Origin of the sequence: Microbacterium ureisolvens, assembly GCF_019511645.1 — a bacterium.
Lineage (GTDB): Bacteria > Actinomycetota > Actinomycetes > Actinomycetales > Microbacteriaceae > Microbacterium > Microbacterium ureisolvens_A.
Window position 1 is genome coordinate 167952 of record NZ_JAEUAX010000007.1, and the last position, 26317, is coordinate 194268.

General features: G+C 70.2%; 25 protein-coding genes. 9 read left to right on the forward strand and 16 right to left on the reverse strand.

All coding sequences use genetic code 11. From position 1 onward, the window contains the following. The first annotated feature begins 131 nt into the window (after positions 1-131). The 3 genes from JNB61_RS14135 (at position 132) to JNB61_RS14145 (ending at position 3373) form a co-directional block, all read left to right on the forward strand. Entirely contained in the window at positions 132-1214 is a 1083-nt protein-coding gene (locus JNB61_RS14135; RefSeq protein WP_223214840.1) for a sugar ABC transporter substrate-binding protein, read from the forward strand. A gap of 84 nt (positions 1215-1298) precedes the next feature. Continuing rightward, positions 1299-2105, forward strand: a complete 807-nt coding sequence (locus tag JNB61_RS14140) for an ATP-binding cassette domain-containing protein (protein ID WP_220340029.1) — start codon at positions 1299-1301, stop codon at positions 2103-2105. Beyond that, entirely contained in the window at positions 2105-3373 is a 1269-nt protein-coding gene (locus JNB61_RS14145) for a sugar ABC transporter permease (protein ID WP_159843113.1), read from the forward strand. The genes JNB61_RS14140 and JNB61_RS14145 overlap by 1 nt, the downstream gene beginning before the upstream one ends. A 57-nt stretch (positions 3374-3430) precedes the next feature. Here the strand turns inward: JNB61_RS14145 and JNB61_RS14150 are convergent, their stop codons facing one another. From JNB61_RS14150 to JNB61_RS14160, 3 genes are all read right to left on the reverse strand, one after another. Then, positions 3431-4138, reverse strand: a complete 708-nt coding sequence (locus JNB61_RS14150) for an NAD-dependent deacylase (protein ID WP_220340030.1) — start codon at positions 4136-4138, stop codon at positions 3431-3433. Then, complete coding sequence (locus JNB61_RS14155) at positions 4135-4755, reverse strand: hypothetical protein (protein ID WP_220340031.1); 621 nt, start codon at positions 4753-4755, stop codon at positions 4135-4137. Before JNB61_RS14155 ends, JNB61_RS14150 begins: the two co-directional genes overlap by 4 nt. Before the next feature lie 125 nt (positions 4756-4880). Beyond that, positions 4881-6413, reverse strand: coding sequence for a CitMHS family transporter (locus tag JNB61_RS14160; RefSeq protein ID WP_220340032.1), 1533 nt, complete (start codon positions 6411-6413; stop codon positions 4881-4883). A gap of 172 nt (positions 6414-6585) precedes the next feature. Between JNB61_RS14160 and JNB61_RS14165 the strand changes: the two genes are divergently transcribed. Both JNB61_RS14165 and JNB61_RS14170 read left to right on the forward strand, forming a co-directional pair. Continuing rightward, on the forward strand, positions 6586-8235 hold the full coding sequence (locus tag JNB61_RS14165; RefSeq protein WP_220290032.1) for a sensor histidine kinase: 1650 nt from the start codon (positions 6586-6588) through the stop codon (positions 8233-8235). Beyond that, positions 8232-8885, forward strand: coding sequence for a response regulator (locus tag JNB61_RS14170; RefSeq protein WP_220290034.1), 654 nt, complete (start codon positions 8232-8234; stop codon positions 8883-8885). The genes JNB61_RS14165 and JNB61_RS14170 overlap by 4 nt, the downstream gene beginning before the upstream one ends. A gap of 18 nt (positions 8886-8903) precedes the next feature. Here JNB61_RS14170 and JNB61_RS14175 read toward each other — a convergent pair whose 3' ends face one another. From JNB61_RS14175 to JNB61_RS14190, 4 genes are all read right to left on the reverse strand, one after another. Next, positions 8904-10436 (reverse strand): ATP-dependent DNA ligase, encoded by a 1533-nt coding sequence (locus JNB61_RS14175; protein WP_220290036.1) that lies wholly within the window; start codon positions 10434-10436, stop codon positions 8904-8906. Between the two features lie 92 nt (positions 10437-10528). Beyond that, positions 10529-11506 (reverse strand): epimerase, encoded by a 978-nt coding sequence (locus JNB61_RS14180; RefSeq protein ID WP_220340033.1) that lies wholly within the window; start codon positions 11504-11506, stop codon positions 10529-10531. Then, positions 11503-12267, reverse strand: a complete 765-nt coding sequence (locus JNB61_RS14185; protein ID WP_220340034.1) for an LLM class flavin-dependent oxidoreductase — start codon at positions 12265-12267, stop codon at positions 11503-11505. Before JNB61_RS14185 ends, JNB61_RS14180 begins: the two co-directional genes overlap by 4 nt. Then, on the reverse strand, positions 12264-13139 hold the full coding sequence (locus JNB61_RS14190; RefSeq protein WP_220340035.1) for an LLM class flavin-dependent oxidoreductase: 876 nt from the start codon (positions 13137-13139) through the stop codon (positions 12264-12266). Before JNB61_RS14190 ends, JNB61_RS14185 begins: the two co-directional genes overlap by 4 nt. A 112-nt stretch (positions 13140-13251) precedes the next feature. Between JNB61_RS14190 and JNB61_RS14195 the strand changes: the two genes are divergently transcribed. Next, positions 13252-13971: a DUF72 domain-containing protein gene (locus JNB61_RS14195; protein WP_220340036.1), complete on the forward strand. Its 720-nt coding sequence runs from the start codon at positions 13252-13254 to the stop codon at positions 13969-13971. A 52-nt stretch (positions 13972-14023) separates the two neighbouring features. On the opposite strand, the gene JNB61_RS14200 is transcribed toward JNB61_RS14195, so the two are convergent. Then, positions 14024-16582, reverse strand: a complete 2559-nt coding sequence (locus JNB61_RS14200) for an ATP-dependent Clp protease ATP-binding subunit (protein WP_220340037.1) — start codon at positions 16580-16582, stop codon at positions 14024-14026. 180 nt (positions 16583-16762) lie between these two features. On the opposite strand from JNB61_RS14200, the gene JNB61_RS14205 reads away from it, so the two are divergent. Continuing rightward, positions 16763-17134 carry a GNAT family N-acetyltransferase gene (locus JNB61_RS14205; protein ID WP_220290054.1) on the forward strand — a complete coding sequence of 124 codons (372 nt, stop codon included), beginning with the start codon at positions 16763-16765 and terminating at the stop codon, positions 17132-17134. A gap of 81 nt (positions 17135-17215) precedes the next feature. Here JNB61_RS14205 and JNB61_RS14210 read toward each other — a convergent pair whose 3' ends face one another. Both JNB61_RS14210 and JNB61_RS14215 read right to left on the reverse strand, forming a co-directional pair. Continuing rightward, the gene (locus JNB61_RS14210) at positions 17216-17680 is read right to left on the reverse strand and encodes a DUF3817 domain-containing protein (RefSeq protein WP_220290056.1); all 465 of its coding nucleotides are present in this window, start codon (positions 17678-17680) and stop codon (positions 17216-17218) included. A 62-nt stretch (positions 17681-17742) separates the two neighbouring features. Beyond that, positions 17743-18162, reverse strand: coding sequence for a MarR family winged helix-turn-helix transcriptional regulator (locus JNB61_RS14215; protein ID WP_220290058.1), 420 nt, complete (start codon positions 18160-18162; stop codon positions 17743-17745). Between the two features lie 88 nt (positions 18163-18250). On the opposite strand from JNB61_RS14215, the gene JNB61_RS14220 reads away from it, so the two are divergent. Continuing rightward, positions 18251-19354, forward strand: a complete 1104-nt coding sequence (locus tag JNB61_RS14220) for a class I SAM-dependent methyltransferase (protein WP_220340038.1) — start codon at positions 18251-18253, stop codon at positions 19352-19354. 13 nt (positions 19355-19367) lie between these two features. Here the strand turns inward: JNB61_RS14220 and JNB61_RS14225 are convergent, their stop codons facing one another. The 5 genes from JNB61_RS14225 to JNB61_RS14245 form a co-directional block, all read right to left on the reverse strand. Then, complete coding sequence (locus JNB61_RS14225; protein ID WP_220340039.1) at positions 19368-19973, reverse strand: collagen-like protein; 606 nt, start codon at positions 19971-19973, stop codon at positions 19368-19370. A gap of 520 nt (positions 19974-20493) precedes the next feature. Further along, positions 20494-21711: a glycoside hydrolase family 1 protein gene (locus JNB61_RS14230; RefSeq protein WP_220340040.1), complete on the reverse strand. Its 1218-nt coding sequence runs from the start codon at positions 21709-21711 to the stop codon at positions 20494-20496. Between the two features lie 40 nt (positions 21712-21751). After that, positions 21752-22645, reverse strand: coding sequence for a carbohydrate ABC transporter permease (locus JNB61_RS14235; protein WP_220340041.1), 894 nt, complete (start codon positions 22643-22645; stop codon positions 21752-21754). Position 22646: 1 nt separating this feature from the next. Then, on the reverse strand, positions 22647-23567 hold the full coding sequence (locus tag JNB61_RS14240; RefSeq protein WP_308291271.1) for a carbohydrate ABC transporter permease: 921 nt from the start codon (positions 23565-23567) through the stop codon (positions 22647-22649). Further along, positions 23564-24847 (reverse strand): extracellular solute-binding protein, encoded by a 1284-nt coding sequence (locus JNB61_RS14245; protein WP_220340043.1) that lies wholly within the window; start codon positions 24845-24847, stop codon positions 23564-23566. Before JNB61_RS14245 ends, JNB61_RS14240 begins: the two co-directional genes overlap by 4 nt. A gap of 164 nt (positions 24848-25011) precedes the next feature. Here JNB61_RS14245 and JNB61_RS14250 point away from each other — a divergent pair, with 164 nt between their 5' ends. Beyond that, positions 25012-26010, forward strand: a complete 999-nt coding sequence (locus JNB61_RS14250) for a LacI family DNA-binding transcriptional regulator (RefSeq protein WP_220340044.1) — start codon at positions 25012-25014, stop codon at positions 26008-26010. A gap of 24 nt (positions 26011-26034) precedes the next feature. Here JNB61_RS14250 and JNB61_RS14255 read toward each other — a convergent pair. Continuing rightward, positions 26035-26317: formate dehydrogenase accessory sulfurtransferase FdhD (locus JNB61_RS14255; protein WP_220340045.1), on the reverse strand; the 283-nt coding region annotated here is incomplete at its 5' end.

A 26317-nucleotide genomic window follows, 5' to 3' on the forward strand; every position in this document is an offset into this window, starting at 1 on the left:
GCCGCCCTCGGCGTTGCCAAAGCGTTACGTTCAAGACTTGACGATAAGAATCAGCGTCGTCGATGATCTCATCAGCGCGATGAAAACCAGGGATGATCCTGGGACTCGCTCGCTTCAACGACGAAAGGCGAATGATGAAGAAGTCTTCGATCCTCGCCGTGGCTGCCCTCACGGGCGCGGCCGCGGTGATGCTGGCCGGCTGTGCCGGCGGCGGCACCGGCGACGGCGGCGCCACGGAGGGCGGCGGCGACGCGGCCGGCCGCGCGTGCGTGATCCTTCCGGACGCGGCGTCCTCGCCGCGCTGGGAGAACCTCGACCGCCAGTTCCTGCAGGAGGGACTGGAGGCCGCCGGATTCGAGGCGGACATCCAGAACGCGCAGGGCGACAAGGACAAGTACGCGACCCTCGCGGATCAGCAGCTCACCAAGGGCTGCGGCGTCATGCTGCTCGTGGACCTCAACGGAGCCGCCGTCTCGGTCGCCGAGAAGGCAAAGGCCGAGGGGATCCCGGTGATCGCCTATGACCGTCCCTTCGAGGGCTCGGACTACTACGTCTCGTTCGACAACGAAGAGGTCGGCCGGCTTCAGGGGCAGCTCGTCCTGGACGGCCTCGAGGCGAAGGGCGTCGCTCCGGCTGACGCGGTCGTCGTCTACATGGGCGGAGACCCGACCGACGGCAACGCGAAGATGTTCCACGACGGCGCCGTCGAGGTCATGGAGGCCGCGGGCATCACTCCGGCCGCCGAGCCTCCGGGGGTCTGGGACCAGGCGAAGTCGCAGACCAACTTCGAGCAGGCGCTCACCAGCCTGAACGGCCAGGTCGACGGCGTCTGGGCGGCCAACGACACCAACGCCGCGGGCGTGATCAAGGTCCTGCAGGACAACAACCTGACCGGCGTGGCCGTGTCGGGCCAGGACGCGAACGTCGCGGGCCTGCAGAACATCCTCCTCGGGTGGCAGACCGGCACGGTGTGGAAGCAGGTCAACCTCGAGGCGGACGCCGCGATCGAGACGGCCGTCGCCCTGCTGAACGGTGAGACGCCGGAGGCGGACGCCGAGCTCGAGGACGGCACGCCGTACATCCAGGTCACGCCGACGGTGGTCGGCCCGAACGAGGTCAAGGACGTGGTCGCCGCCGGCGGCTACGCGAGCTACGACGACGTCTGCACGCCGGACGTCGAGGCGAAGTGCACCGAGTTCGGAGTCACGGAGTAACGTTCGGTTCAAGCCGCGAGGGCGTCGCGTCATCGAGGCGCGGCGCCCTCGCGCGCACCACACCGACATCGCAAGGAAGCGAGCATGTCAGACACACTCACCGCCACCGAGCCGATCATCAAACTGGTCGGCGTCAAGAAGTCCTTCGGCCCGGTCAGCGTCCTGAAGGGCGTCGACCTCGAGGTCCACCCCGGCAAGGTCACCGCCCTGGTGGGCGACAACGGCGCCGGCAAGTCCACGCTCATCAAGGGCCTCGCCGGCGTTCAGCCGTACGACGAGGGCGAGGTGCTCATCGACGGAACGCACCGTGACCTGCACGCTCCCCGCGACGCCTCAAGCCTCGGCATCGAGGTCGTCTACCAGGACCTCGCCCTGTGCGACAACCTCGACATCGTGCAGAACATGTTCCTCGGTCGCGAGGAACTGTCGCACGGCACGTTCGACGAGGGTCGCATGGAGAAGGAGGCATCCGACACCCTGCGCTCGCTCTCGGTGCGGACGGTCAAGTCCGTTCGCCAGAAGGTGTCGAGCCTCTCCGGCGGCCAGCGTCAGACCGTCGCGATCGCCCGCGCCGTGCTGAAGAAAGCACGCGTCGTGATCCTCGACGAGCCCACCGCCGCCCTCGGCGTCGCGCAGACCGAGCAGGTGCTGAACCTCGTCAAGCGCCTGTCGGAGCAGGGCGTCGCAGTCATCCTCATCAGCCACAACCTCGCCGACGTGTTCGAGGTGGCCGACGACATCGCCGTGCTCTACCTCGGCCAGATGGTCGCCCAGATCCCGACCACCGAGACCACCCGCGACGACGTCGTCGGCTACATCACCGGCACCAAGACGCCGAAGGGCGTGACGATCGTCGACACCTCCACGATCCTCACGGAAGGGGACCTGTGATGAGCAGCAACGTCACGCGGACCGAAGCCGCACCCGACCCGCTCGCCAGCGACCTCATCGGCAGCGGCGTCGAAGGCGGCGTCGGCGACCAGCTGAGGGCATGGTGGCAGCGCGTGCGAGGCGGCGACATGGGGGCGCTGCCCGCCATCGGCGGGCTCGTGGTGCTCTTCGTGCTGTTCTCGATCCTGAGCCCGTTCTTCCTCACGGAGCGCAACTTCGCGAACCTGCTCAATCAGGCGGCCACCCTGGTCGTGCTGGGCATGGCCCTCGTGTTCGTGCTGCTGCTCGGCGAGATCGACCTGTCGGCCGGTGTCACCGGCGGTGTGGGGATGGCGCTCTTCGTCGTGCTCGCAGCGCAGGGGGTCCCCTGGCCCCTCGCCCTCCTGATCGGCTTCGGGTTCGGGTTCCTCACCGGCGCGCTGATAGGTTTCTTCGTCGCCAGGGTCGGCATTCCGTCGTTCGTCGTGACACTCGGCCTGTTCCTCGGCTTCCAGGGACTCGCCCTCGTCATCATCGGACCCGGTGGCCTGTTCCGCCTCGAGGTGCCCGAGCTGCTCTTCCTGCAGAATGGGAACCTCCCCGTGTGGGGCGGCTGGGTCATGCTCGCGATCATGATCGCCATCTCGGCCGGCACGTCGTTCTGGGACCGCGCCCGTCGCGCCCGCGCCGGCGTTCCCAACCGCGCCCTGTCGCTGGTGTGGTTCAAGCTCGCCGCCATCGCCGTCATCGGCGGCGTCGTGGTGTACGTCCTCAACCAGAACCGCGGGCAATCCGTGATCGAGGTCGCGGGCGTGCCGGTCGTCGTGCCCGTGGTGCTCGTCATCCTCTGGCTGGGCACGTTCCTGCTCGACCGCACCAAGTTCGGCCGTTACATCTACGCGATCGGCGGCAATGCCGAAGCCGCCCGGCGTTCGGGCGTCAAGGTTCGCTGGATCAAGTGGTGGGCGTTCGTGATCTGCTCCAGCCTCGCCGTCTTCTCGGCGCTGCTGAGCGTGGCTCGTGTCGGCTCCGTCGATGCGACGGTGGGTCGCGACATCGTGCTGTCGGGCGTCGCAGCGGCCGTCGTCGGCGGCGTCAGCCTGTTCGGCGGCAAGGGACGTCTGATGCACGCCGCGATCGGTGCGATCGTGATCGCCACCATCACCAACGGCCTCGGCTTGCTGAACCTGCCGGCCGGCATCAACCTCCTGGTGACCGGCGGCGTGCTGATCCTCGCCGCGACGGTGGACGCGCTCTCGCGTCTGCGGTCCGGCGGAGCCAGGGTCTAGCGACCTCGAGCAGTGCGAAGGCGCCGGGCGGAAGCATCCGCCCGGCGCCTTCGTCCGTCACCTCCGCCGCGAACGGAGCGTTATCGTCTCCTCCACCCATTCCGGCACGAGCACGGTCGCAGGGCCAACGCGCGCGTCGTCGAACGGGACGGCCGGATCGCTCGCCTCGAGGTTCAGCTCGACGGTGCGTGCGCCGAACGCCGCCGCCAGCGCGACGTACCCCGCGGCGGGGTACACCTCCCCCGACGTGCCGATCGAGACGAACACGTCGCACGCGACGACCGCCTGCTCGATGCGGTCGAGCTCGTACGGCATCTCGCCGAACCAGACGACGTCGGGGCGCAGCATCCGCTCTCCGCACTCCCGGCAGGCGGGACGGTCGATCAGGTCGGCGTCCCAGTCGGGCCGGGAACCGCACGCGAGGCAGAGGGCGCGCCGCAGCTCGCCGTGCATGTGCACCAGGTTGCGGCTGCCGGCGCGCTCGTGCAGGTCGTCGACGTTCTGCGTGACGACCAGCAGGTCGTCGCCGATCGCGCCTTCGAGCCGGGCGAGCGCGCGGTGCGCGGCATTGGGAAGCACGGATGCCACCGCCCGGCGCCGGGCGTCGTAGAACGCCTGTACCAGGTCGGGGTCGCGCTCGAATCCCTCCGGCGTCGCGACATCTTCGATGTCGTGTCCCTCCCAGAGACCGTCGGCGCCGCGGAAGGTGGGCACCCCGCTCTCCGCCGAGATGCCCGCTCCGGTGAGCACGACGATGCGGTTCATCGCTTCGTGCCAGGGGCGACGTGGGACAGCACCCGCTCCCAGACGTCCGCCAGGATGAGCCGGGACTCGGGGTCGTCGCCCTTCGGGACCATCTCCACGCGGGCCGACGAGAGGTGATCCTTGAACCACCGCGCCGCGCCGGACGCCGCCGTCGGATCGGCCTGACCGTTCATGAGGAGAGTCTTGGCGGCGATGCGGTCGAGGAGCCCGGCGACCTCGCTCGCCCCGAGCTCGGACTCCGGTCGCGGAACGGCGACGAGCGCGAGCCGATCGACACCGCCTCCGAGATGCGCCGCGATCATGATGGCGAGCTCGCCGGCCTCGCCGACCCCGACGAGGCCGACCGGCCGACCGTGCGCCTCCTCCGCGATGAACCGCGCGATGACGTTGGCGGTCGCCTCCGCCGGGGTCGCGCCGCGGTACGCAGCGGGATCGTCGATGTCGTCGACCGTGAGCCCCACCGCGACGATCCTCGCGTCGCGCCGCGCGGTGACGTCCGGTCGCGGATCAGAGAGCGCCGAAACCCCCGCGCGCAGCAGCACGACGGTGCGCTCCGCGCCCGGCGCCCCGAAGCTGCGGTTCTCGTACGAAGCGTCTGGCGCGGGTCCCTTGGTCATGACGAAAGCCTACGTTCCGCCTCCCCCGACCAGACCGCGAGACTTCAGGGGAGCGCCGAGACTGCGGGGATCTGCTGCAGTCTCGGCGCTCGGGTGGAGTCTCGCGGTGAGCGTCGGGTTCAGGGTCACGCCATGAGCGGGATGGCGCCGACCATCACACCGACCGCCAGCATCGCGAGCGACACGATCGTGGCGCGCCACAGCACCTTCTTGTGGTGGTCCCCGAGGTTCACGCTCGCGAGCGAGACCAGCAGCAGGATCGCCGGAACCAGCGGGCTCTGCAGGTGCACCGGCTGGCCGGTGATCGAGGCGCGGGCCATCTCGACGGGGGCGATGCCGAAATGCTCGGCGCTCTGTGCGAGCACCGGGAGGATGCCGTAGTAGAAGGCATCGTTCGACATGAAGAACGTGAACGGGATCGACAGGATGCCGGTGATCACGGCGAGGAACGGCCCCAGCGAGGCGGGGATCACAGTGGTGATCCACGTCGCCATGGCGTCGACCATGCCGGTGCCGTTCAGCACGCCGACGAGGACCCCGGCCGCGAGGACCATCGACACGACGCCGACGATGCTCGGGGCGTGTGCGACGATCTCGTCGGCCTGGCCCTTGAGCTTCGGGAAGTTGACGACCAGCGCGATCGCGGCGCCGACCATGAACACGTAGGCGAGCGGGAAGACGTCGAGCACCAGCAGCACCATCACCGCCAGCGTGAGAGCCAGGTTGAACCAGATCAGCTTCGGCCGCAGGGTCTCACGGTTCGGGTCGAGCATGGTGTCGGCCATCGCCGTGTCTTCGCGGTCGACGACCGCGGTGGCGGCGGGGACTCCCCGATGGCCGCCGGCGAGCGTCACGATGTTGCCGGTGCGCAGCGTGGCACGGGCGCCCGGCTTGGTGTCGGACCCGCGGAAGATCCGAGGTCCGGCGAAGGAGGCCCCGTCGCCCAGGCGCGAGGTGTCGACGCTCCCGATGCGCTTGCGCTCCGAAAGGCCGAGGAACCAGGCGAACGTCAACGCGATCACAAGGCCCGCCGCGAGGGACGGCAGCATGGGAACGAAGATGTCCGTAGGCTGCAGCCCGAGCGCCGTCGCCGCACGAACGGTCGGACCACCCCACGGCACGATGTTGAGCGTGCCGTTCATGAGACCGGCGACGCAGGTGAGCACGACAGGGCTCATGCCCAGGCGAAGGTAGATCGGCAGCATCGCAGAAGTCGTGATGATGAAGGTCGTCGACCCGTCGCCGTCGAGCGACACCGCGCCGGCGAGGATCGCCGTTCCGAGCACGACCTTCGCCGGGTCGTCGCCCAGCAGGCGCGTGATCGCGCGGATGAGCGGGTCGAACAGGCCGACGTCGATCATGATGCCGAAGTACATGATCGCGAACATGAGCAGCGCGGCCGTCGGGGCCATGCTGGCGATCGCGTCGATGATCATGTCGCCGAGGCCGAGTCCCGCGCCGGCGAACAGACCGAACACCGTGGGCACGATGATCAGCGCCACCATCGGCGTGAGCCGCCGCGTCATGATGAGCGCCATGAAGACGAGGACCATCGTGAATCCGAGGGCGACGAGCACCCACTCGGGCGGGACGAAGGCCGTCGCGTAGCCTTCGTCGGCCTGGGCGGCCGGGAGGAGGAACGGTGCTGCCGCGTTCATGTCGACTCCTTCGTCGTGGGGTGCGTCAGGTTTCGCGCACCGGTCTCGGTGCGTTCGAGAGAGGTTAGGCGCGAGCGCTCTCCGATCGCGCGGTAAGTCGCATTCCCTCACGTTGTGCGCGTACCGTGTGTTCTGCGCATTCTGCTCATGCGCGTCGGTCCCAGGAGGTGGCATGCGATTCGCGACACGTCTCCTGCTGGTGCAGCTGGCGACCGTCACCGCCGTGGTCGCCGTGTGCGCGCTCGTCTTCGGCTGGCTCAGCGTGCGTCAGCTGCGCGCCGAGTCGGAGGCCGCCGCTCTCAACATCGCCCGCACCGTCGCCGAGGACCACGACGTGAAGTCCGAAGTCGCCGAGTTCTCAGCGGACCCGGGAACTCCGGATGCCGCGCACCTGCGCGACGGGGTCCTGCAGCAGATCGCCAGTGACGTCGCCAGCCGTACGGACGCGCTGTTCGTCGTCATCACCGATGATCACGGCATCCGCCTCGCTCACCCGAACGAGGATCTTCTCGGGCAGGTGGTCTCGACGCCCTTCGCCGAGGTGCTCGAGGGCAACGAGGTGGTCGACTGGGAGGTCGGCACGCTGGGCGAGTCCGCCCGCGCGAAGGTGCCGATCTATCCCGAGGACGCCGGCCAGCCGGTCGGCGAGGTCAGCGTCGGATTCGAGCGCGCGAGCGTGTTCGACGACCTCCCCGCGCTCCTCACGACGATCGCCGTCGCCGCGCTCGGCGGGGTGGCGCTGGCGACGTTCGCGACCCTGCTCCTGCGACGGCGGTTCGAGCGACTGACGCTCGGCCTCCAGCCCGAGGAGCTCGTGGCGCTCGTGCAGAATCAGGCCGCGGTGCTCGAGGGCGTGGGTGACGGGGTGGTCGCTCTGGATCCCGACGGTGTCGTGCGCGTCTGCAACGGGGCGGCCGCACGGATGCTGCGGCTCGACGATCCGGTCGGGCGCCGGTTCGACGAACTGCCGTTGCCGCAGGACGTCGTGCGAGCCGTACGAGAAGGGGCCACCGCGGTGGAGGCGGTCGTCGGCGACCGGGTGCTGTACCTAGACACCCGTCCGGTGCGCCGCAACGCCCGGGCGCTCGGGGAGATCCTGGTGGTGCGAGATCGCACCGACGTCGAAGCACTCGCCGGGCGGCTCGAGACGGTGCGCGCCATGACCGAGGCCCTGCGCGTGCAGCGGCATGAGTTCGCGAACCGCCTCCACGTCGCCTCCGGGCTGATCGACGCGGAGCGCGTCGACGAGGCACGAGCCTTCCTCGGCGATCTCGCCGAGCGCGGTGCGGTCGACTTCGCCGTCGCGGGGCTCGAGCGCGTGCCCGACGCGTTCCTCCAGTCGCTGCTCGGCGCGACGGGGGCGGCCGCGCGGGAGCGGGGCGTGACGCTGCGCATCTCCGACGACACCTTGCTGCTGAGCGAGGTCGCGCTTGCGGAGGATGTCGCCGCGATCCTCGGCAACCTCGTCGGCAACGCGGTCACCGCCGCGGTCGCCGGAGCCGAGCCCCGCTGGGTCGAGCTCGCGCTGCTCGGCGACGGCGACGAGCTCGTGGTCACCGTCGCCGACTCTGGCGGCGGTATCCGTCCCATGGGGAGCGACCCGTTCGCGCGCGCCGGCTCTCGGGAAGACGACCCGGACCGCAGCGATCGGGTGCACGGGCACGGCTTCGGTCTGCCGCTCTCACGAGACCTCGCGCGCCGGCATGGCGGCGACGTCTGGCTGATCGACGCCGGTGGCGACGGCGCCGGCGCGGTGTTCGGTGCTCGGCTGCCCGGAGCGCTGCGGCGCGACACCGCCCACCCTCGAAAGGAGAAGGCATGACCCAGCCCCTTCGCGTGCTGGTCGTGGACGACGACTTCCGCGTAGCAGGCCTGCACCGCGACGTCGTCGCGTCCCGCGCGGGGTTCACCGCGCTGGATCCGGTGCATTCGCTCGGCGCGGCGCGGCTTGCCCTGCGCGCGCACTCCCCCGATCTGCTGCTCGTCGACGCGTTCCTTCCCGATGGCGACGGCGTCGAGTTCGTCGCCGCGGTCGACGTGGATGCGTTCGTGCTGTCGGCGGCGACGGATGCTGCGACCGTGCGCCGTGCGCTGCGTGCCGGCGCGCTGGCGTATCTGACGAAGCCCTTCGAAGCGCGCGTGCTCGCCGAGCGCCTCGACCGGTACGCGCGCATGCGCAACCTCCTCGGGACCGACCGCCCCCTCGAGCAGGAGCAGATCGACCGCGCACTGACGATCCTGCACGGTTCGGCGGACGCGACCTCGGTGTCGCGCACAGCGACGGAGCAGGTGATCCTCGAGGGCCTCGGCGATGGCGAGGCCTCGGCCGCGGAAGTCGCCGAGCGGGTCGGGATCTCGCGCGCTACGGCGCAACGCCATCTCGCCGCGCTGGCGTCGCGAGGACAGGTCGAGGTGCGCCTGCGATACGGGTCGACCGGACGCCCGGAGCACCGCTACGCGGCCACGAGATGACGGTGAGAGGCCCGAGGATCAACTCCTGAGCAGAGCCCGCAGCGATTCGATCGTGTCGGCCTCGCCGGCGCGCTTGTCGGGGCGATACCCCTTCACACGGGCAAAGCGCAGGGCGACGCCGCCGGGGTACCGGGATGAACGCTGCACGCCGTCGATCGCGATCTCGACCACCGTCTCAGGGCGCACGTGCACGGCGTACGCCGATCGGTGCGTCTCGATGGTCGGGAAGTGTTCGGTCTGCCACCGGAGCGTCGCGTCGGTGAGGCCCTTGAACGTCTTGCCCACCATCACGAAGCCTCCTGGCTCGCCGAACGCGCCCTCGGGATCGCGCGCGCCCAGGTGCAGGTTCGACAGCTGACCCGTACGGCGGCCCGATCCCCATTCCACGGCGAGCACGACGAGGTCGTAGGTCAGCACGGGCTTGACCTTGAGCCAGCTCTTGCCGCGTCTGCCCGCCGCGTACGGCGCGTCGAGCGCCTTGACCATCACGCCCTCATGGCCCGCGGCGAGCGCCCGGCGCGAGAACTCCTCGGCCCGCGCGGGGTCGTCGGTGATGACTCCGGGCATACGGGCATCGCCCACAGCCCGGTCGAGTAGCTCGAGGCGCGTGGAGAGAGGTTCGTCGATCAGGTCGCGTCCGTCGAGATGGAGGATGTCGAAGAACCACGGCCGCAGCACTGTCGCCGCGGCATCGTCGCCCATCGACCCGAACCGGGACATGGTGTCCTGGAACGGCCGGGGGCCGCCGTCCTCATCGAGCGACAGCGTCTCGCCGTCGAGGATCACCCGCTCAGCCGGAAGCGCGCGCACCGCCTCGACCAGCTCCGGCACGCGATGCGTGATGTCGGCGAGGCTGCGTGTGAACACGCGCACGTCGTCGCCGTCGCGATGCACCTGAATGCGCGCACCATCGAGCTTGTACTCGACGGATGCCGCGGCCCCGAGCGTCTCGAGCGCCTCCCTCGTCGAACCCGCCGTCGCGGCGAGCATCGGCAGCACGCCGCGCCCCACTTCGAGCCCGACCTCGGAGAGCGCCTCGGCACTGCCGGTGAGCGCGATGCGTGCCGTCGCACCGAGGTCGCCCGAGAGCATCGCGGCTCGCCGCACGACCGGCGCCTCGCGCTCGGAGCCCTTCGCGATCGCATCGAGGAGCACGCCCTCGAGGGCGCCCGTGCGCAGTTCGCCGATCATGACCCGCGCGAGGAAATCCCACTCCTCTGCGGTGGCGGCCGCTGCCAGCGCGTCGAGCTCGGCACGTCGCGCGAGCACGGAGCCCGCGCCGTCGGCCGCGGCCAGGCGGCTGAGCGATGCGTCGACGTCGAGCACGGTCAGCGTCGGTTCGTCCGCGTGGGTGACCTCCAGTCCCATCAGACTCCGCCAGCCCACGCCGAGTCGACCCTGTCGCGGGGTGGCGGTGAGGAATCCGATGGCGGGAGCGATCTCGTCGGGCTCGAGGTCGCGCAGCAATGCTGCCAGGACCGATACCTTTGCCAATCTCGACGACGTCGCCGCCACCTCGCCCGTCGCGGTCACCAGCTCGTTCAGCAGCACACCGGCATTCTGGCACCGGCCCCGGACACACGTCGCGGGGTTGACCAGGGGTCCGCGACGACCCGGCGACGCGGGATGCGCCGGGTCCGACGTCAGTGCGCGACGGTGCGCAGCGCGGATTCGAGATCGGTGTGGGCGAAGTCGTAGCCCGACGACAGCAGCACGTGTGGCGAGACCCACCGGCTCTTGAGCACGAGCTCCGGTTCGGTGCGCAGCACCGCCATCGCCGGCTCGAGCATGAAGCGGTAGGCGGGAAGTCCGATCGGCTGCCCGACGACGCGTCGCAGCGTCGCCATCAGTGTGCGGTTGTCGCTCGCGTGGGGTGCGGCAAGATTCACGGGCCCGGAGATCTCGTGGCGGTCACGGACGAAACGCACCGCGCCGACGACATCGTCGAGGTGGATCCAGCTGAATCGCTGACGCCCGCGCGAGCGATGCCACGACGGCCGCCCATTCCCCGTGGGGTGCGCACCGATCCCGCGGTACCGGCGGTGCGCCCACCACCACCCGTCGTACTGGGGGCCGCCGAGACCGAGTCGCGCGAGCCGCAGCAGCGTGCGCGTTGCGGGGCCGTCGCCGATGACGATGGCCATCCTGAGCGCGACCCGACGCGTCGCCGGCAGGTCGCCCGCGAAGAACTCGTCCTCCCAGTTGCGCGCCACATCGACGGAGAAGCCTTCGCCGAGTTCGCCGTCGGTCTCCGTCTGCGGCCGTTCCATCGCGTAACGGTAGATCGTGGCTGTGCTCGCATTGAGCCACACCGGGGGCGGAGTCGCGGCTTCCGTCACCGCCTCACGCAGGCTCCTCGTGGTCTCGACCCGCGATCGCAGGATCTCGTCGCGATTCGCGTCGGTGTAACGGCAGTTCACCGACTTGCCGGCGAGGTTCACGAGCACCGCGGCGCCCTCGACGAGGGCACGGATGCCGCCGCCGTGGTCCCACGTCGCATCGGCGTCCGACCGGCCGATGGTGCGCACCTCATACCCGTCTTCGGTGAACGCACGCACCAGCGCCTCGCCGACGAAGCCCGAGGCACCGGCGACGACCGCGACCGGTCGCGCAGCCGTCACGCGACGGCCTCGGCGACGGCGTCGATGAAGCGGAGGTGTTCATCGACGCTCCCCGAGGCGGTGATGGCCCGCAGGACCACCTCGTCGGCGGCGGCGCGGTAGGCGGCGATGCGGTCACGCAGCGCTGCGGGCCGGATGACCGTGTCGGCTGCCTCGATGCCCAGACGCGCGAAATTCGCCGCGTAGGCGGGGTACCCGGCGTAACGCCGCGCCTCCTCGTCGAGCAGCGCGACCGCGGCCGGGTCGGCCGCCGTCCGTACGTACAGCGCGACATGCGCCGTGCTCGCGAGTTCGTGGGCGTGCTGAGCCTGGTCGGCGGCGATCTCGGGCGTGAGCCAGCTGAGCAGGAGTCCGTCCGAGGCCGTGGCCCCCGCACGCCTCATCTTCGGGCCCAGCGCGCCGACGATCACGCGAGCTTCCGTGCGCAAGCGGAGGGCGGTGGCGGCATCCGTCACCCTGTCGACCGCCCCGGAGCGAATCTGTCCCGAACCGATTCCGAGCACGAGTCGATCGGCGGGGAGCCCTGCGGCACCGCCGATGATGTCGTCGGGCGTGCGCCGGTCGATCGGCAGCACCCCGGTGGCGAGCACAAGCTGGTCCGTTTCGCCGGCGGCGCCGCTGAGCACCGCCAGCGCGTCGTGACCCGGGGTGTCGTTGACCCACAGGGCGCGCAATCCCGCAGCCTCTGCGGCGGCCGCCACGCGCGCGGCGAGCTCTGCCCCCGCAGCCGCGGCGATCCCGATGGAGAGCGCCGCCGTCATGCGACGCTCGTCCCGACGAGCCGCGAGACCTCGGCCGCGGCCCGGTAGAACTCGGCGATGTCGCCGCGTGACGAAGGCAGCAGCACCACGTCGTCGACGCCCGCGTCGAAGAAGCGCCGCGCGCCGGCGGCGACCTCCGCGGGGTCGCCCCACAGCGCGCGCTCCTCCGGTGCGGGCTTGTCGCCGACATCCGCGACCGCGCGGGCCTCGGCATCCGCGCCGAACGCCGTGACGACATACGCGACGACGTCGTGGCCGTCGCCGCGGCCGGCGGCGCCCCGGGCCTCACGAATGGCGGTCGTCGCGACGGCGTACTCGCCCGCCGTGTGGCCGCTGTCGAGCACCGTGCCGTCGGCGACCTCTCCGGTGAGGCGGAGGGTCTTCGGTCCCTCGGCCGCCGCGTAGACGAGCGGCGGTGTCGCCGGCGGGTAGTCCAGGCGCACCCCGCGGAGGGTGACGTAGCGCCCCTCGGCGGTGACGTGCTCGCCGGCGAGCAGGCCGCGCAGGGCCGGGACGTACTCTCGCATCAGGGTCAGCGGCGAGGCGACCCGCGCGCCGACCTGCCCCATCCAGTCGAGCACACCGTGGCCGACTCCCGGCAGCAGCCGGCCGGGGAACTGTCTTTCGACCGTGGCGATCTCCATCGCGGTCACGGCCACATTGCGCAGCGGCATGGGCGCGATGCCGATGCCGATGCGCAGCGCCTCGGTCCACGCGAGCGCCGCACCCACGGTCGCGAAGGCGGACTGCCGGAAGCAGTCCTCCCAGATCCACAGCTCGGGCAGTCCCTCCGATTCGGCGGCGAGCACCGCGTCGCGGAACTCGTCGGGGCTGTGGGTGTACGGGTTGAAGATCGCGCCGATGCGGGTCATGCACCCACTCTGTCAGCGCCGGCCGACACACGCACGCCGCCACGGGCTAATGAGGGCATCGCCTCGGCGCAACCCCGTGGCCATGAGAGGGCCGCGCGCCGAGGCTGGGTCCATGGCACGGATCGGGACGTCGGGCTGGGTGTATCCGCACTGGCGCGGCGCGGTGTACGTCGGCGAGCAGCGCACGTGGCTCGATCAGTATGTTGCGGAGTTCGACACCGTCGAGCTCAACGGCAGCTTCTATCGGTGGCCCCCCGATGCGCGTTTCGCCGGGTGGCGACAGCGCCTGCCCGACGGTTTCGAGATGACGGTCAAGGCGCCGCGAGGGCTGACGCATGCACGGCGGCTCCTCGAGCCGGAGGCCTGGATCTCCCGGGTCACCCGTGGCCTCCATGAGCTGCGCGGGCGGCGCGGGCCGCTGCTCATTCAGCTCCACCCGAGGATGGAGCGCGACGACGCCCGCCTCGAGTACTTCCTCGCCGCACTGCCCTCCTGGACCCGGCCGGTCGTCGAGTTCCGGCATCCGTCCTGGACCGACGACGCCGTCTTCTCGATGCTCGAGCGCCACGGCGCCGCGTACTGCGTCATGAGCGGCGCCCGCCTGCCCTGCATTCTGCGCGCGACGGCCCAGCTCGTGTACGTGCGCCTGCACGGTCCGGACCCCGAGCACCTCTACGGCGGCTCGTACTCCGACGACGACCTGGCGTGGTGGGCGGACCGCATCCGCGAGTGGGAGGGCGCGGGCCATGAGGTGTACGCCTATTTCAACAACGACGGCGAGGCCCACGCGGTGCACAACGCGCGGACCCTGAAACGGATGCTGCACCCCTGACGCGCACGAGAGCGCCGGGCCCCGCGGGCCCGGCGCTCTCGAGGGTCATGCGTCAGGCGGCCACCGCGAGGGGCGAACCCGCCACCACCGACAGCGCGTCGGCTGCAGCATCCACCGTCACCGTCCCGCCGTCGACGAGCGCACCCGTGACGAACAGGTCGGCGATGCGGTCATCCACCTCGCGCTGGATCAGGCGGCGCAGCGGCCGGGCGCCGTACTCGGGCTCGTACCCGTTGTCGGCGAGCCATTGCACCGCGGCGTCCGTCACGACCAGCGACACCTCTCGCTTGCCGAGCCGTGCGTCGGACGCACCCAGCAGGAGTCGCACGATGCTCTCCAGCTGCGGCTTCTCGAGCTTGCGGAACAGCACGATCTCGTCGATGCGGTTGAGGAACTCGGGGCGCATCGCCTCGCGGAGCTTGGCGAACACACGGTCGCGCAGGTCTTTCTCCGAGCCGAAGCCGGTGGCGCCTCCCCCATCGGCGAGGAATCCGATCGCCCCGCCGCGCGACGCGAGGAACTCCGAGCCGAGGTTCGAGGTCATCACGACGACGGTGTTGCGGAAGTCGACCGTCCGGCCCTGACCGTCGGTGAGGCGACCGTCGTCGAGCACCTGCAGCAGCAGGTTGAACACGTCGGGGTGCGCCTTCTCGATCTCGTCGAACAAGACGATCGAGTACGGGTTGCGCCGCACGCGCTCGGTGAGCTGCCCGGCCTCGTCGTAGCCGACGTATCCCGGAGGGGCGCCGACCAGGCGCGACACGGTGTGCCGCTCGCCGAACTCGCTCATGTCGAAGCGGATGACCGCGCCCTCGTCGTCGAACAGCGACGCAGCAAGGGCCTTCGCCAGCTCGGTCTTTCCGACGCCGGTCGGGCCGAGGAAGAGGAACGACCCCACCGGACGACGAGCGTCGCCCATGCCGGTGCGGTTGCGCCGCACGGCCTTGGCGACCGCGGTCACGGCGTCGTCCTGTCCGATGACGCGGTCGTGCAGCTCGTCCTCGAGGGAGGCGAGGCGCTCGCGCTCGGTCTCGGTCAGGCGGTTCGCCGGGATGCCGGTGGCGCGGCTGATCACCGCTGCGATCTCCGGCTCATCCACGATGGCCTCGGTCCGCGCGGCGGCGCCGGCGGCGGTGGCCCGCTCGAGGCGGTGCTGCACCTCGGCGATCTGGTCGCGGATCTGCGAGGCCTCCTCGTAGTGCTCCGCCGACACGGCGGCGTTCTTGTCGGCCTCGAGGGTCGCGAGACGCTCGATGAGTCCGCTCACGTCGACCTTGGAGCCCAGCCGCAGACGCAGACGTGCGCCGGCCTGGTCGATGAGGTCGATCGCCTTGTCCGGCAGCACACGATCGCTGAGGTAGCGGTCGCTGAGCTCGACGGCGGCGCGCAGGGCTTCGTCGGTGTAGACGATGCCGTGGTGCTCCTCGTACGCGGGCTTGAGGCCGCGCAGGATGAGCACGGCGTCCTCGATGGAAGGCTCGCCGACGCGCACCGGCTGGAAGCGGCGCTCGAGCGCCGGGTCCTTCTCGATGACGCGGTACTCCTTGAGGGTGGTCGCCCCCACGAGGTGCAGCTCGCCGCGGGCGAGGCGGGGCTTCAGGATGTTGCCGGCGTCCATGCCGCCGTCACCGGCGCCGCCGGCGCCGACCACGGTGTGCACCTCGTCGATGAAGACGATCAGCTCGCCCTTGTGCGCGGCGATCTCGTCCATCGTCTTGGTGAGGCGCTCCTCGAAGTCGCCGCGGTAGCGGGTGCCCGCGAGCATCGCCGGCAGGTCGAGCGCGATCACGCGCTTGCCGAGCAGCTGCTCGGGCACGGAACCGTCGACGATCGCCTGGGCGAGGCCTTCGACGATCGCGGTCTTGCCGACGCCGGCCTCACCGACCAGCACCGGGTTGTTCTTGGTGCGGCGGCTGAGGATCTCGATCGTCTGCTCGATCTCGTCGGTGCGCCCGATCACCGGGTCGAGGCCGCCGGCCACCGCGCGCGCGGTCAGGTCGGTGCCATACGTGTCGAGCATGGGCGTGTCGGATGCCGCGCCCTCCGGCCGGGCGTCGGGCTGTGTGCTCTCCCCCGGCGTCACGGTCTCGCGGGCACCCTGCATCAGCGCCTCGGCGGTCACACCGGCGCGCGCCAGCACCTGGCCGGCCGGCGTGTCCTGCGCGAGGACGAGCGCGAAGAAGAGGTGCTCGGGATCGACGTAGGTCGATCCCGACGAACGCGCCACCTGGAACGCGTGGAACAGCGCCCGCTGCACGGACGAGGTCACGACCGCCCCGTCGACATCGGCGGCAGCCGTGGCGGCCGGGAGGCGCTCCTCCGTGGCGCGCGCGATCGCGTCGGCGTCCGCGCCGATGCGCTGGACGGCGTCACGCGCCGGGGCCTCGGCGACGAGGATGCGCAGGACGTGCAGGGCGTCGAGCTCGTGCTGACCGCGCTCGAGCGCGTACTTGCCGGCGCGCTGCAGCAGCTCCTGGGTGCGGGCGCCGAGGTAGCGGCTCAGGTCGATCGAGCGCTCGGCACGCGCGCGCTCGCCCGCGAGGTAGCGCGCCAGGAACTCGTCGAACGAGCTCGCGTCGTCGCCGGCCTGAGGGGTGAAGTCTTCGGGCATTCCGTCTCTCCTGAAACTTGAGTGAACCGGCGTCAAGTTTTGAACTTGACACGGGCATTGTCAAGTTCAACCTCTTCGGGCCACAGGTATTCCCCGGCGCGTCGGATCCGTCTCGATGGCTGTCCCACCCCCGGCGTAGCGTGAGCGCCGGGGGATCCACATCGAAGAAGAGGGAGAACCATGGACTGGAAGATCGAGCTCATCCACGTACCCGTCTCCGACGTCGACCGCGCGAAGGAGTTCTATGAACGGATCGGCTTCCACGCCGACCACGACCAGACGCCTGTCGAGGGACTCCGTTTCGTGCAGATGACGCCGCCCGGCTCCGCCTGCTCCATCGCCTTCGGCACGGGGCTGGGCAACACCCTCGCACCCGGGCAGCAGAACACCATCCAGGTCGTGGTGCCCGACGCCGACGAGGCCCTCGCGCACCTGCGCGCCCACGGCGTCGAGGGGCGCGGCGTCGACGAGCAGGACTGGGGCCGGTTCGTGCAGTTCGACGACCCCGACGGCAACACCTGGACGCTGCAGCAGCTGCCCGCCCGGCGCTGATCGCGGCACCCCCCGCCCGACGACGCCGACACCGATCGGCCGCCCCGCTCCCGAGAGCGGGGCGGCCGAGAGCGGACGCCGTCAGTCCCGCCCGCCAGGGGGACCGAGGATGAGCAGCACGACGAAAAGGAGCACGACGGCGAGAGCGATCAGCCCGCCGAGCACCCACGGCCGGCGCAGGAACCAGCGCATCAGCCGGTCGTACCAGGTGCCGTCGCGCGGATCATCGGTGGCCTCGAGCCGCCACGCGCCGGCGAGGCGACCGCTGCGCTGGAGCCACAGCTCGGCGGGGATCGTGGCGTACGGGATGACGGCGCTCACGAGCGCGAGCGCCGTGGGGCCGACGCGCCAGCGGTTGTTCAGGGCGACCAGGATCACGGTCGCGCCGTACGACAGGAAGATGAAGCCGTGGATGCCGCCGCCGATCGTGACGCCGAGCGCCCAGTCGGCGCTGGCGCGGAGGACCAGGCCTGCGATGAGGAGCGTCCACGAGATCGCCTCGAGGATCGCGAGTGCGCGGAACAGGGTGTGGGGATTACGGAACACACCTTCAGCCTAACTGAAAGAGCTTCAGGCTTTCTGAAGGCTTGCTGGTCGCGCAGACCCCGCTACTCCGGAGCGAGCCCGAAGGGCTGCTCGTGGAGGCCCTCGAGGGCGGTGGCCAGCGCCGGCGCCCCCGCAGCGAGTCCCGCGTCGAGGGCCGCAAGCCGCTGCTCGGCCGCCTGCAGCACCTCGCTGCCCCGCGCCGTGACGCGCAGATCGGAGGCGGCGCCCGCATGCTTCGTGGCATCCGCGACGAGCCCGTCGGCGACGAGGGTCTGCACCGCGGTGTGCGCCGACTGCACGGTGATCTGCGAGCGCCGCGCAAGCTCGCTGAACGATATGCCGGGCGTCGCCTCGATGTGCGCGAGCAAGCCGTACTTGCGGGTCGTGAGGCCGAGGTCGCGCAGCTGCGCGCCGAGGTGCGCATCCCAGACGGCTGCCACGGTCAGCAGCGAGATGACGGGACTGAACGCACGGTCTGGCACCGTTGAATGCTAGTCCCGCTGTCGCGGGACGGCACGCATTCGTCCAGGGTCCCGAACCGGATGCCGCTCGCCCGGCTACCGTGGGACGGTGACATTCTCGCTCGACGGCCTGCGCCGGTGGCCCGACGTCGAGGCTCCCGATCTCGTGGCGACGGATGCTGCGGACCGGCTGCTCCTCGACGAATCCGCCGCCGCACGGTCGACGGCGGGAGATCGCGGGCTCGTGGTGATCGGCGACGGCTACGGGGCGCTGACGCTGGGCGCTGCCGCGGACGGCGGTCGCGGCATCCGTGTCCACCAGGACCCGCTCACCGGCGAACGGGCACTCGCCGCCAACGCCGAGCGTTTCGGACTCGGCGACACGTTCGTGTCGTTGCCGCTGTCGCCCGAGCTGGTGCGCGGCGCACGCATCGTGCTGCTGCGGCTGCCGCGATCGCTCGACGCGCTGCGCGACATCGCGGGCCTCATCGCCGCGCACGCGGCAGCCGATGTCGTCGTGTTCGCCGGCGGTCGCGTGAAGCACATGACGCTCGCCATGAACGAAGTGCTCCACGCGCACTTCGCCCGGCTCGACGTCACGCACGCTCGCCAGAAATCCCGGGCGCTCGTCGCGCGCGAGCCGCACGACGGTCGGGACCCGGTGCCGACGCGGGCGACCCGCGACGGGATCGTCGTCTGCGCCTACGGCGGGGCGTTCGCGGGGGCGTCGATCGACATCGGGACGAGGCTCCTGCTCGACCATCTGCCCCCGCTCGCCGATGACACGGCGATCGACTTCGCGTGCGGGACGGGTGTCATCGCGACGGCGCTCGCGCTGCGGCATCCGTCTCTGCGCCTCCTCGCGTGCGACCAGTCCGCAGCCGCCGTCGCTTCCGCACGCGCGACCGCCGACGCGAACGGCGTCGCCGACCGGGTCCAGGTGGTCCGCGACGACATGCTGGGCGCTCAGCCGGATGCGGGTGCGAGCTTCATCGCACTGAACCCGCCGTTCCACTCGGGCTCGGCGGTTCACGAGGGCCTGGCGCCTCGGATGTTCGCGGAGGCAGCCCGCGTGCTGCGGCCGGGCGGGGAGCTCTGGACGGTATGGAACTCGGGACTGCGCTATCGCCCTGCGCTCGAGCGCACGGTCGGCCCCACCCGGCAGATCGCGCGCAACGCCAAGTTCACCGTGACGGCGTCCACGCGCCGCTGACGCACCCCCGCGACTACTCGGAGGCGTCGGGCGTCGGCTCCGGCCCGCCTGTGGGCCCGAACAGCACCCACGCGCCGTCGCTGCACTCGTAGAACTGGACCGCCGCCGTGTCGATGAACACGTCGCCGTCGGCGCTGCACGTGTCGTCGTCGGGCGCGGACGTGCCGAGCAGCACCTGCGTTCCCGGCGCACCCGGCGCACCGCTCGGGCCCTGAGCGCCCTGCTCGCCCTGCTCACCTTGGGGGCCCTGCGCGCCCGCCGGCCCCTGCTCACCGGTGAGGTTCGTGGCCGCCGCCTCGCGGATGTTGCCCACGACCGTCCACGCGCCGTCCTGGAAGAGGTACACGTCGGTGGTGAGGATGTCGATGTAGACGTCGCCCTCGTAGCCTTTGCCCTCTTCGGGCGCCCCGGAGCCCGCGCGCACCGCCGACCCGGCGGGCAGGATCTCGGCGAGCACGTCCTCGTAGTCCGGCGACGCCGTGGTCGATGCCGATGGCTCCGGCGTCGGAGCAGGCGGGGCGGTGTCGACCGATCGCGCCAGCCACGATCCGAGGAAAGCGGCGAAGAACGACAGCAGCACGAAGCCGAGGCCGAACCACACGAGCGTGCCGCGGGTCACCGGTGAAGCGGCGTGTGCCCGCGCAGGCGCAGGATCCTCGGTCGATTGCGCGTCCTGGACCACGGCACATCCCCTTCCACCGCGTGCGTCTTCGACGCCGGGCTCCCACAGCCTCGGCTTCGTGACTCAACTGTAGGAACGCGGGCGCTCCGTGTCACCTGTTCGACGCCGATTCGCCCCCGCACGCCGCCCTCGAGCGCGGTGCCCAAGCTCCTCCGTGATCCCACCTGAGGCGGGGATTGACCGGGGGGCCGACGCGAGAATGCCGGCGCCCCCGGTAGCCGCAAGCTCGGGACCCGCGGCCGGGGTCGCCGGACCGGGGCTCCGGCGGTATCCCCCAGTGAAGAGACACCGGCCTCGGGCATCTATTACGCGAGTTTCGGCGGGTTTCTGGACCGGGTTCACGGGCGCGCCGCAGCGCTGGTCGGGTGAAGGGCTGATCCGGGGGAATTTCGACGAAGAACGGAGGACGGATGCTGCGGCCCGCAGCATCCGTCCTCCTCAGCCCACTCGGATCCGCTCAGGCAGACCGCGGCTTCGCACCAGCCGGGGCGGGGATCACGTTGCGCTGCGCCAAGCCCCCCAGCCAGGCGAGGCTCGGCTTCGGAGTGCGGGCGAACGTCTCGCGGTCCACGGCGATCAGCCCGAACGTCGGCCGGAACGACCCCCACTCGTAGTTGTCGAGCAGCGACCAGTGCAGGTACCCGCGCACGTCGCAGCCGTCGGCCATCGCCGCGGCCATGCCTGCCAGCGCGCCCGTCGTGTAGTCGATGCGTCGGGCGTCGTCGGACGTCGCCATGCCGTTCTCGGTCACGATCATCGGGACGCCGCCGGTGACCTCGCGGGTGTGGCGCAGAGCGTGCCCGAGCGCCTCGGGGTAGTACTCCCAGCCGGTGAGCGTGCGCTCGGTGCCCTCGGGCCACGGCTGCGGACCGTAGCCGAGCTCGTCGTCCGTCGGGCCGATGATCGTCCGCAGGTACGACTGCACGCCGATGAAGTCGTCGTTCCGCGACTGCTCGAGGAAGAAGTCCTCGCGCCAGTACTGCCACTCGTCGCGCTGCTTCTCCCATCCGGGCACCGCCTGGAACACCTGGTTCGCCACCGTCCAGCCCGAGCGGATGCCGCCGACCCCGCGCAGCACCTCGGTCGAGGCGTGGTGCGCGTCGGCGATGGCCTGGGCGAGGAACGGCGACGGACCGGGGAAGTTGACGCCGTTCTCGGTGTCGATGCGCGCCTCGGTCTGGTTGACCATCATGTTCGGCTCGTTGATCGTGACGACGAGGTCCACGTCGTCGAGGATCGTCGCCGCGATCTCGGTGAAGCGACGGAACCGGTCCGTGCTCTCGTCGGCATACCAGCCGCCCGAGTGGTCCCACCACCGCGGGAAGGTGAAGTGGTGGAGCGTCACGATCGGCTGCACGCCGTGGTCGCGGCACGTGTCGATCATGCGGCGGTAGTGAGCGAGCTGCGCGCGCGAGACCACGCCCTGCTCGGGCTCGATGCGCGACCACTCCAGCGAGAACCTGTAAGCGGTGAGCCCGGCGTCCGCCAGCAGCGCGATGTCCTCGGGGTAGCGGTGGTAGGAATCGCAGGCGTCACCCGAGGGCTCCGGGATCTGACTGCCCGGGGCGTACTCGTTCTCCCAGTGCCCGGTGTTGACGTTGCCGCCCTCGATCTGGTGACCGGCGGTAGCCGCTCCCCAGATGAACCCCTCGGGTGCGGCGATGACACTGCTCATGAATGCTGATTCCTTTCTTGTGGAGATGTCGGGATCGGGGTCACTTGATCCCCGTCAGGGCGATCCCCTGGATGAAGTGGCGCTGCATCGCGATGAACAGGATCAGCACCGGGATGATGATGAGGAACGACCCCGCCATCTGCAGTCCGTAGTCGGAGCCGTGCCCGCCGGCCTCCGCCGAGAAGAGCGCGAGCGACACCGGGAGGGTGTACATCGAGTCGTCCTGCGAGATGATCAGCGGCCACAGGAAGCTGTTCCACGACCCCATGAACGTGAAGATCGCGAGGGTCGCCAGTGGCGCCTTGCACAGCGGCAGCACGATCTGGAAGAACGTGCGGAACTCCCCCGCGCCGTCGATCCGTGCCGCATCCAGGAGCGAGTCCGGGATCTCGAGCATGAACTGCCGCATCAGGAACACGCCGAAAGCGCCCACCATCCCCGGCAGGATCAGCCCCCAGTAAGTGTTGACCATGCCGAGGTTCGCCACCAGGACGAACTGCGGGATCAGCGTGACGATGCCGGGAACGAACAGGGTCGCCAGCACGACGACGATGATCGCGTTCTTGCCGCGGAAGTTCATTTTCGCCAGGGCCCACCCCACCATCGACGAGAACAGCAGCGTCGTGGCGACGGTCACGGCCGCGAGGAACACCGAGTTGAAGAACGGCCGGAGGATGTCGAACTCGAACAGCCACGCCCGGAAGTTGTCGAGAGTCGGATGCTGCGGCCACCACGTGACCGGACGCGCCATGATCTCGGCTCTCGTCTTGAAGGCGCCGAGCACCATCCAGACGAACGGCAGGACTGTGGCGGCGAGGCCGATCGACAGAGCGACCAGCACAGCGAGGTTGCCCCACCGGATCGGCTTGCGCGGTGTCCGCGTCGACGCGGTCTCGACCTCGGCCTCGGCGGGTCTCTGAGGGGTTGTCGTCATGTCAGGTCCTCTGACGGAAGAAGCGGAACTGGATGAGCGCGAGGATGCCGACGAGCGCGAACAGCACGTACGCCCCGGCGGCGCCGACGGAGTAGTTGCCGTATTTGAACTGGTTGTAGACCTGGAGCGCGATCGAGGTGGTCGACTCCAGCGGGCCGCCGCCCGTCATGACGAACGGCTCGTCGAAGAACTGCATGTAGCCGGTGGTCACCAGGATCGTGTTCAGCAGGATCGTCGGCATCATCATCGGGATGGTGATGCGGAAGAACTTCTGCGCGGCGTTCGCGCCATCGATCGACGCGGCCTCGTTGACGTCGGCGGGGATCCCCTGCAGACCCGCGAGGAAGATCACCATCGAAGCGCCGATGTTGCGCCAGATCGCCATGATGGTGATCGCCAGCAGCGCGGTGTTCGGATCGCTCAGCCAGTTGGGCCCCGTGATCCCGAACCAGCCGAGGATCGCGTTGATGGCGCCCGTGTCCTGGTACATGATGCGCCACACGACGGCCACGGCGACGATCGTCGTGATCACCGGCGTGTAATAGCCCACGCGGAAGAACGTGGCGACCTTGCGGCTCACCGAGTTGAGCATCACCGCCAGCACGAGGGCGATGAACAGCGTGGCCGGCACGCCGATCACGACGAACATCAGCGTGTTGAACAGCGCGCGCTGGAACGACGGGTCGGTCAGCACCGCGACGAAGTTCTCGAACCCGACGAAGTTGACGTTGAACGGGTTGCGGATGTCCCGCGCCCGCAGGTCGGTGAACGCCATCGCCAGCGAGCTGACGAGCGGGATGAGCCCGAACACCCCGAACGTCAGGACGAAGGGCGCGACGAAGACCCAGGCGATCGCGGCGGAGCGCCGCCGCTGCGCGGCCAGGGAAGCGACCTTCCCCGGCCGCGCCGGAACGGTTGTCACCACCCGAAGCCGATCTCATCGGCCTGCGTCTGGATCTCCTTCGCCGCATCGGCACTCGTGATCTCACCGCGGGCGACCTGCTCGGAGTACTTGCTGATGAGGTCCGAGATCTGCGACCACGCCGGGTAGTTCGGCGTGGCGACCGTGTTCTGCAGCTGCTCCGTCAGCGTCTTGGTCACCGGGTTGTCCTGGATCGGCGCGTAGTCCCCGGCCGCGATGTTGGCCGGAAGCTCGCCCTGCAGGTCGTACCAGGCCTCCTGCTGCTCCTGCTCGCTCATCCACGACAGCAGGGACCACGCCGCCGACTTGTTGTCGGACGCCGAGAACACGCCGAGGTTGCCGCCGCCGATGTACTGGTCGTTGTTGCCGCCGGGGCCGGTCGGCGAGACGGTGTAGCCGACGGAGTCCATCGTGAAGCCCTCGGGCGCGGTGCCCTTCTCGATCTCCTCCTCGTAGATGTCGAGCATCCAGGGGCCTGAGATGAACATCGGCGTCCCGCCGTTCTCGAATGTCGCGTCGGTGTCGCCCATCGGCGCCTCGCCGCGCTGGAAGTAGCCGCCGTAGTAGTCGAGGGCCTCGACGAACTCGGGGGTGTCGATCGTCCACGCGTCGCCGTCGGTCATCGAACCACCGGCCTGCGCCTCGAATGGCACGATGACCTGCGCCGGCTGCTCGGTGGGCTTGGGCAGGCTGAAGCCGAAGGTTCCTCCAGGACGCGATGCGAAGGCCGCCGACATCGCCTGCGTCTCCTCCCACGTCGTGGGCGCCGACAGGCCGAGCTCGGCCGCGATGTCCGCGCGGTAGAAGAGGAAGCGGGTCTCGACGTACCACGGCATCGCGTACAGGTCCGTCTCGCCGGTCACCGAGTCCACGGCCGCCGGGTAGAAGTCGTCGGTGTCGTAGACGCCGTCCGGCACGGCGTCGAACGCGCCCATTCCGATCACGGTCGCGGTCTGGTCGGAGCCGGTCATGATGATGTCCGGGCCCTTGCCGGCGGCCGTCGCGGTCTGCGCCTTCGTGATCACCTGGTCCCAGGGCACGTCCGTGATCTTGATGCTGACGTCCGGGTTGGCCTCCACCCAGTCCGCGGTGAGCTCCTCCAGATTGTCGGCGTGCCCGCCGGCCGTCCAGATCTCCACGGCGCCCGAGGCCTTGCCCTCTTCCGCAGGGGCGACCGACGAACCCTCGGCGGCGCCGTCCGCGCTGCGGCCGCATCCGGACAGGACCAGGGCCGCTCCCAGCGCCATCGCCGTGATCGCCGTGACTCGCATCCCTTGCATGCTCACTCCTTCGTGTGTTTTCGATACGATAGCTCGAAATTTCGTGCCTCGGAGTGAGACTATAGGGCGACAGGACGGCGCAAGTCCAGCGGGAGCCGCGAAGATAGGTCGGCGATCGCTCGCGTTTGGCGCTAGCATTTTCGGAAAGTTGATCCGGAGGAACAATGGCAGTCCCACTCGCGCAGATCGCGGCCGAGGCGAAAGTGTCCATCCCGACGGTGTCGAAGGTGCTCAATTCCCGGCCCGACGTGTCGCGGGCCACGCGAGACCGCGTCGCCGCGGTCCTCGAGCGCCACGGCTACGAGATCCGGATGCGGCCGAGGATGGCGACCGGATTCCTCGACATGCGGGTCGTCAACCTCGACCAGGCGTGGTCGGAGGCCGTCGTCCGAGGCGCCGCCGAGGCGGCGAAGGCGCACGGCAAGGACCTCGTCCTCGCCGTCGAACCCGACCCCGAGGATTGCGACGAGTGGGTGATGCACGCGCTGGAACGCGGCTCCGACGGACTGTTGAGCGTCGTCGCGGTACCCAGTCCCGAGGCGCGGCAGCAGCTGGCGGAAGCCGGCATCCCCCTGGTCGTCGTCGACCCGCTGCACCGGATGCCCGAGGGGACGTTCTCGATCGCCGCGACGAACTTCCAGGGCGCGTTCGACGCCGCCCAGCATCTCCTCGAACTGGGCCACCGCCGCATCGCGACGATCACCGGTCCTCTGGATCAGGACAACGGCATCGCCCGGCTCGCCGGATTCCAGGCGGCGCTGCAGCAGGCGGGCGTTCCCGTGGACGACGACCTGATCATCCGCACCCACTACGGCATCGATCAGGGCTACGACGCCACGCGTATCCTCCTCACGCGCAGCTCCCGGCCGACGGCCATTTTCGCCGCAAGCGACGACAGCGCCCTCGGCGCCATCCGCGCCCTCCGCGAGGCCGACCTGCGCATCCCCGACGACATGTCGGTGATCGGCTTCGACGACCTTCCCCACTCGTCCTGGATCGACCCGCCGCTCACCACGATTCGGCAGCCGCTCGCCCAGATGGGCAGCGCCGCGGTCGACGTGATCGTCCGCGTGCGCGCCGGCCGCCACCCTCACCCTGCGGCGCGCACCGAGCTGTCGACGACGCTGGTGGTCCGCGCGTCGACCTCGCGGCGGGGCGACTGACTCGGGGCCTCCGCTCCGGCCGGACTACGACACGGCGATGCGGTCGGGTCTCGAGTAGACGTTCAACGAGCTGCCCCGCGAGAACCCGACGAGGGTGAGTCCGGAGGCCGTGGCGAGCTCGACGGCCAGTGAGGAGGGCGCGGAGACGGCGGACAGTGCGGGGATGCCGGCCATGATCGCCTTCTGCACGAGCTCGAAGCTGGCGCGACCCGAGACCTGCAGCACGGTGCCGGTCAGCGGCAGCCGGTCTTCGAGGACCGCCCAGCCGATCACCTTGTCGACGGCGTTGTGCCGGCCGACGTCCTCG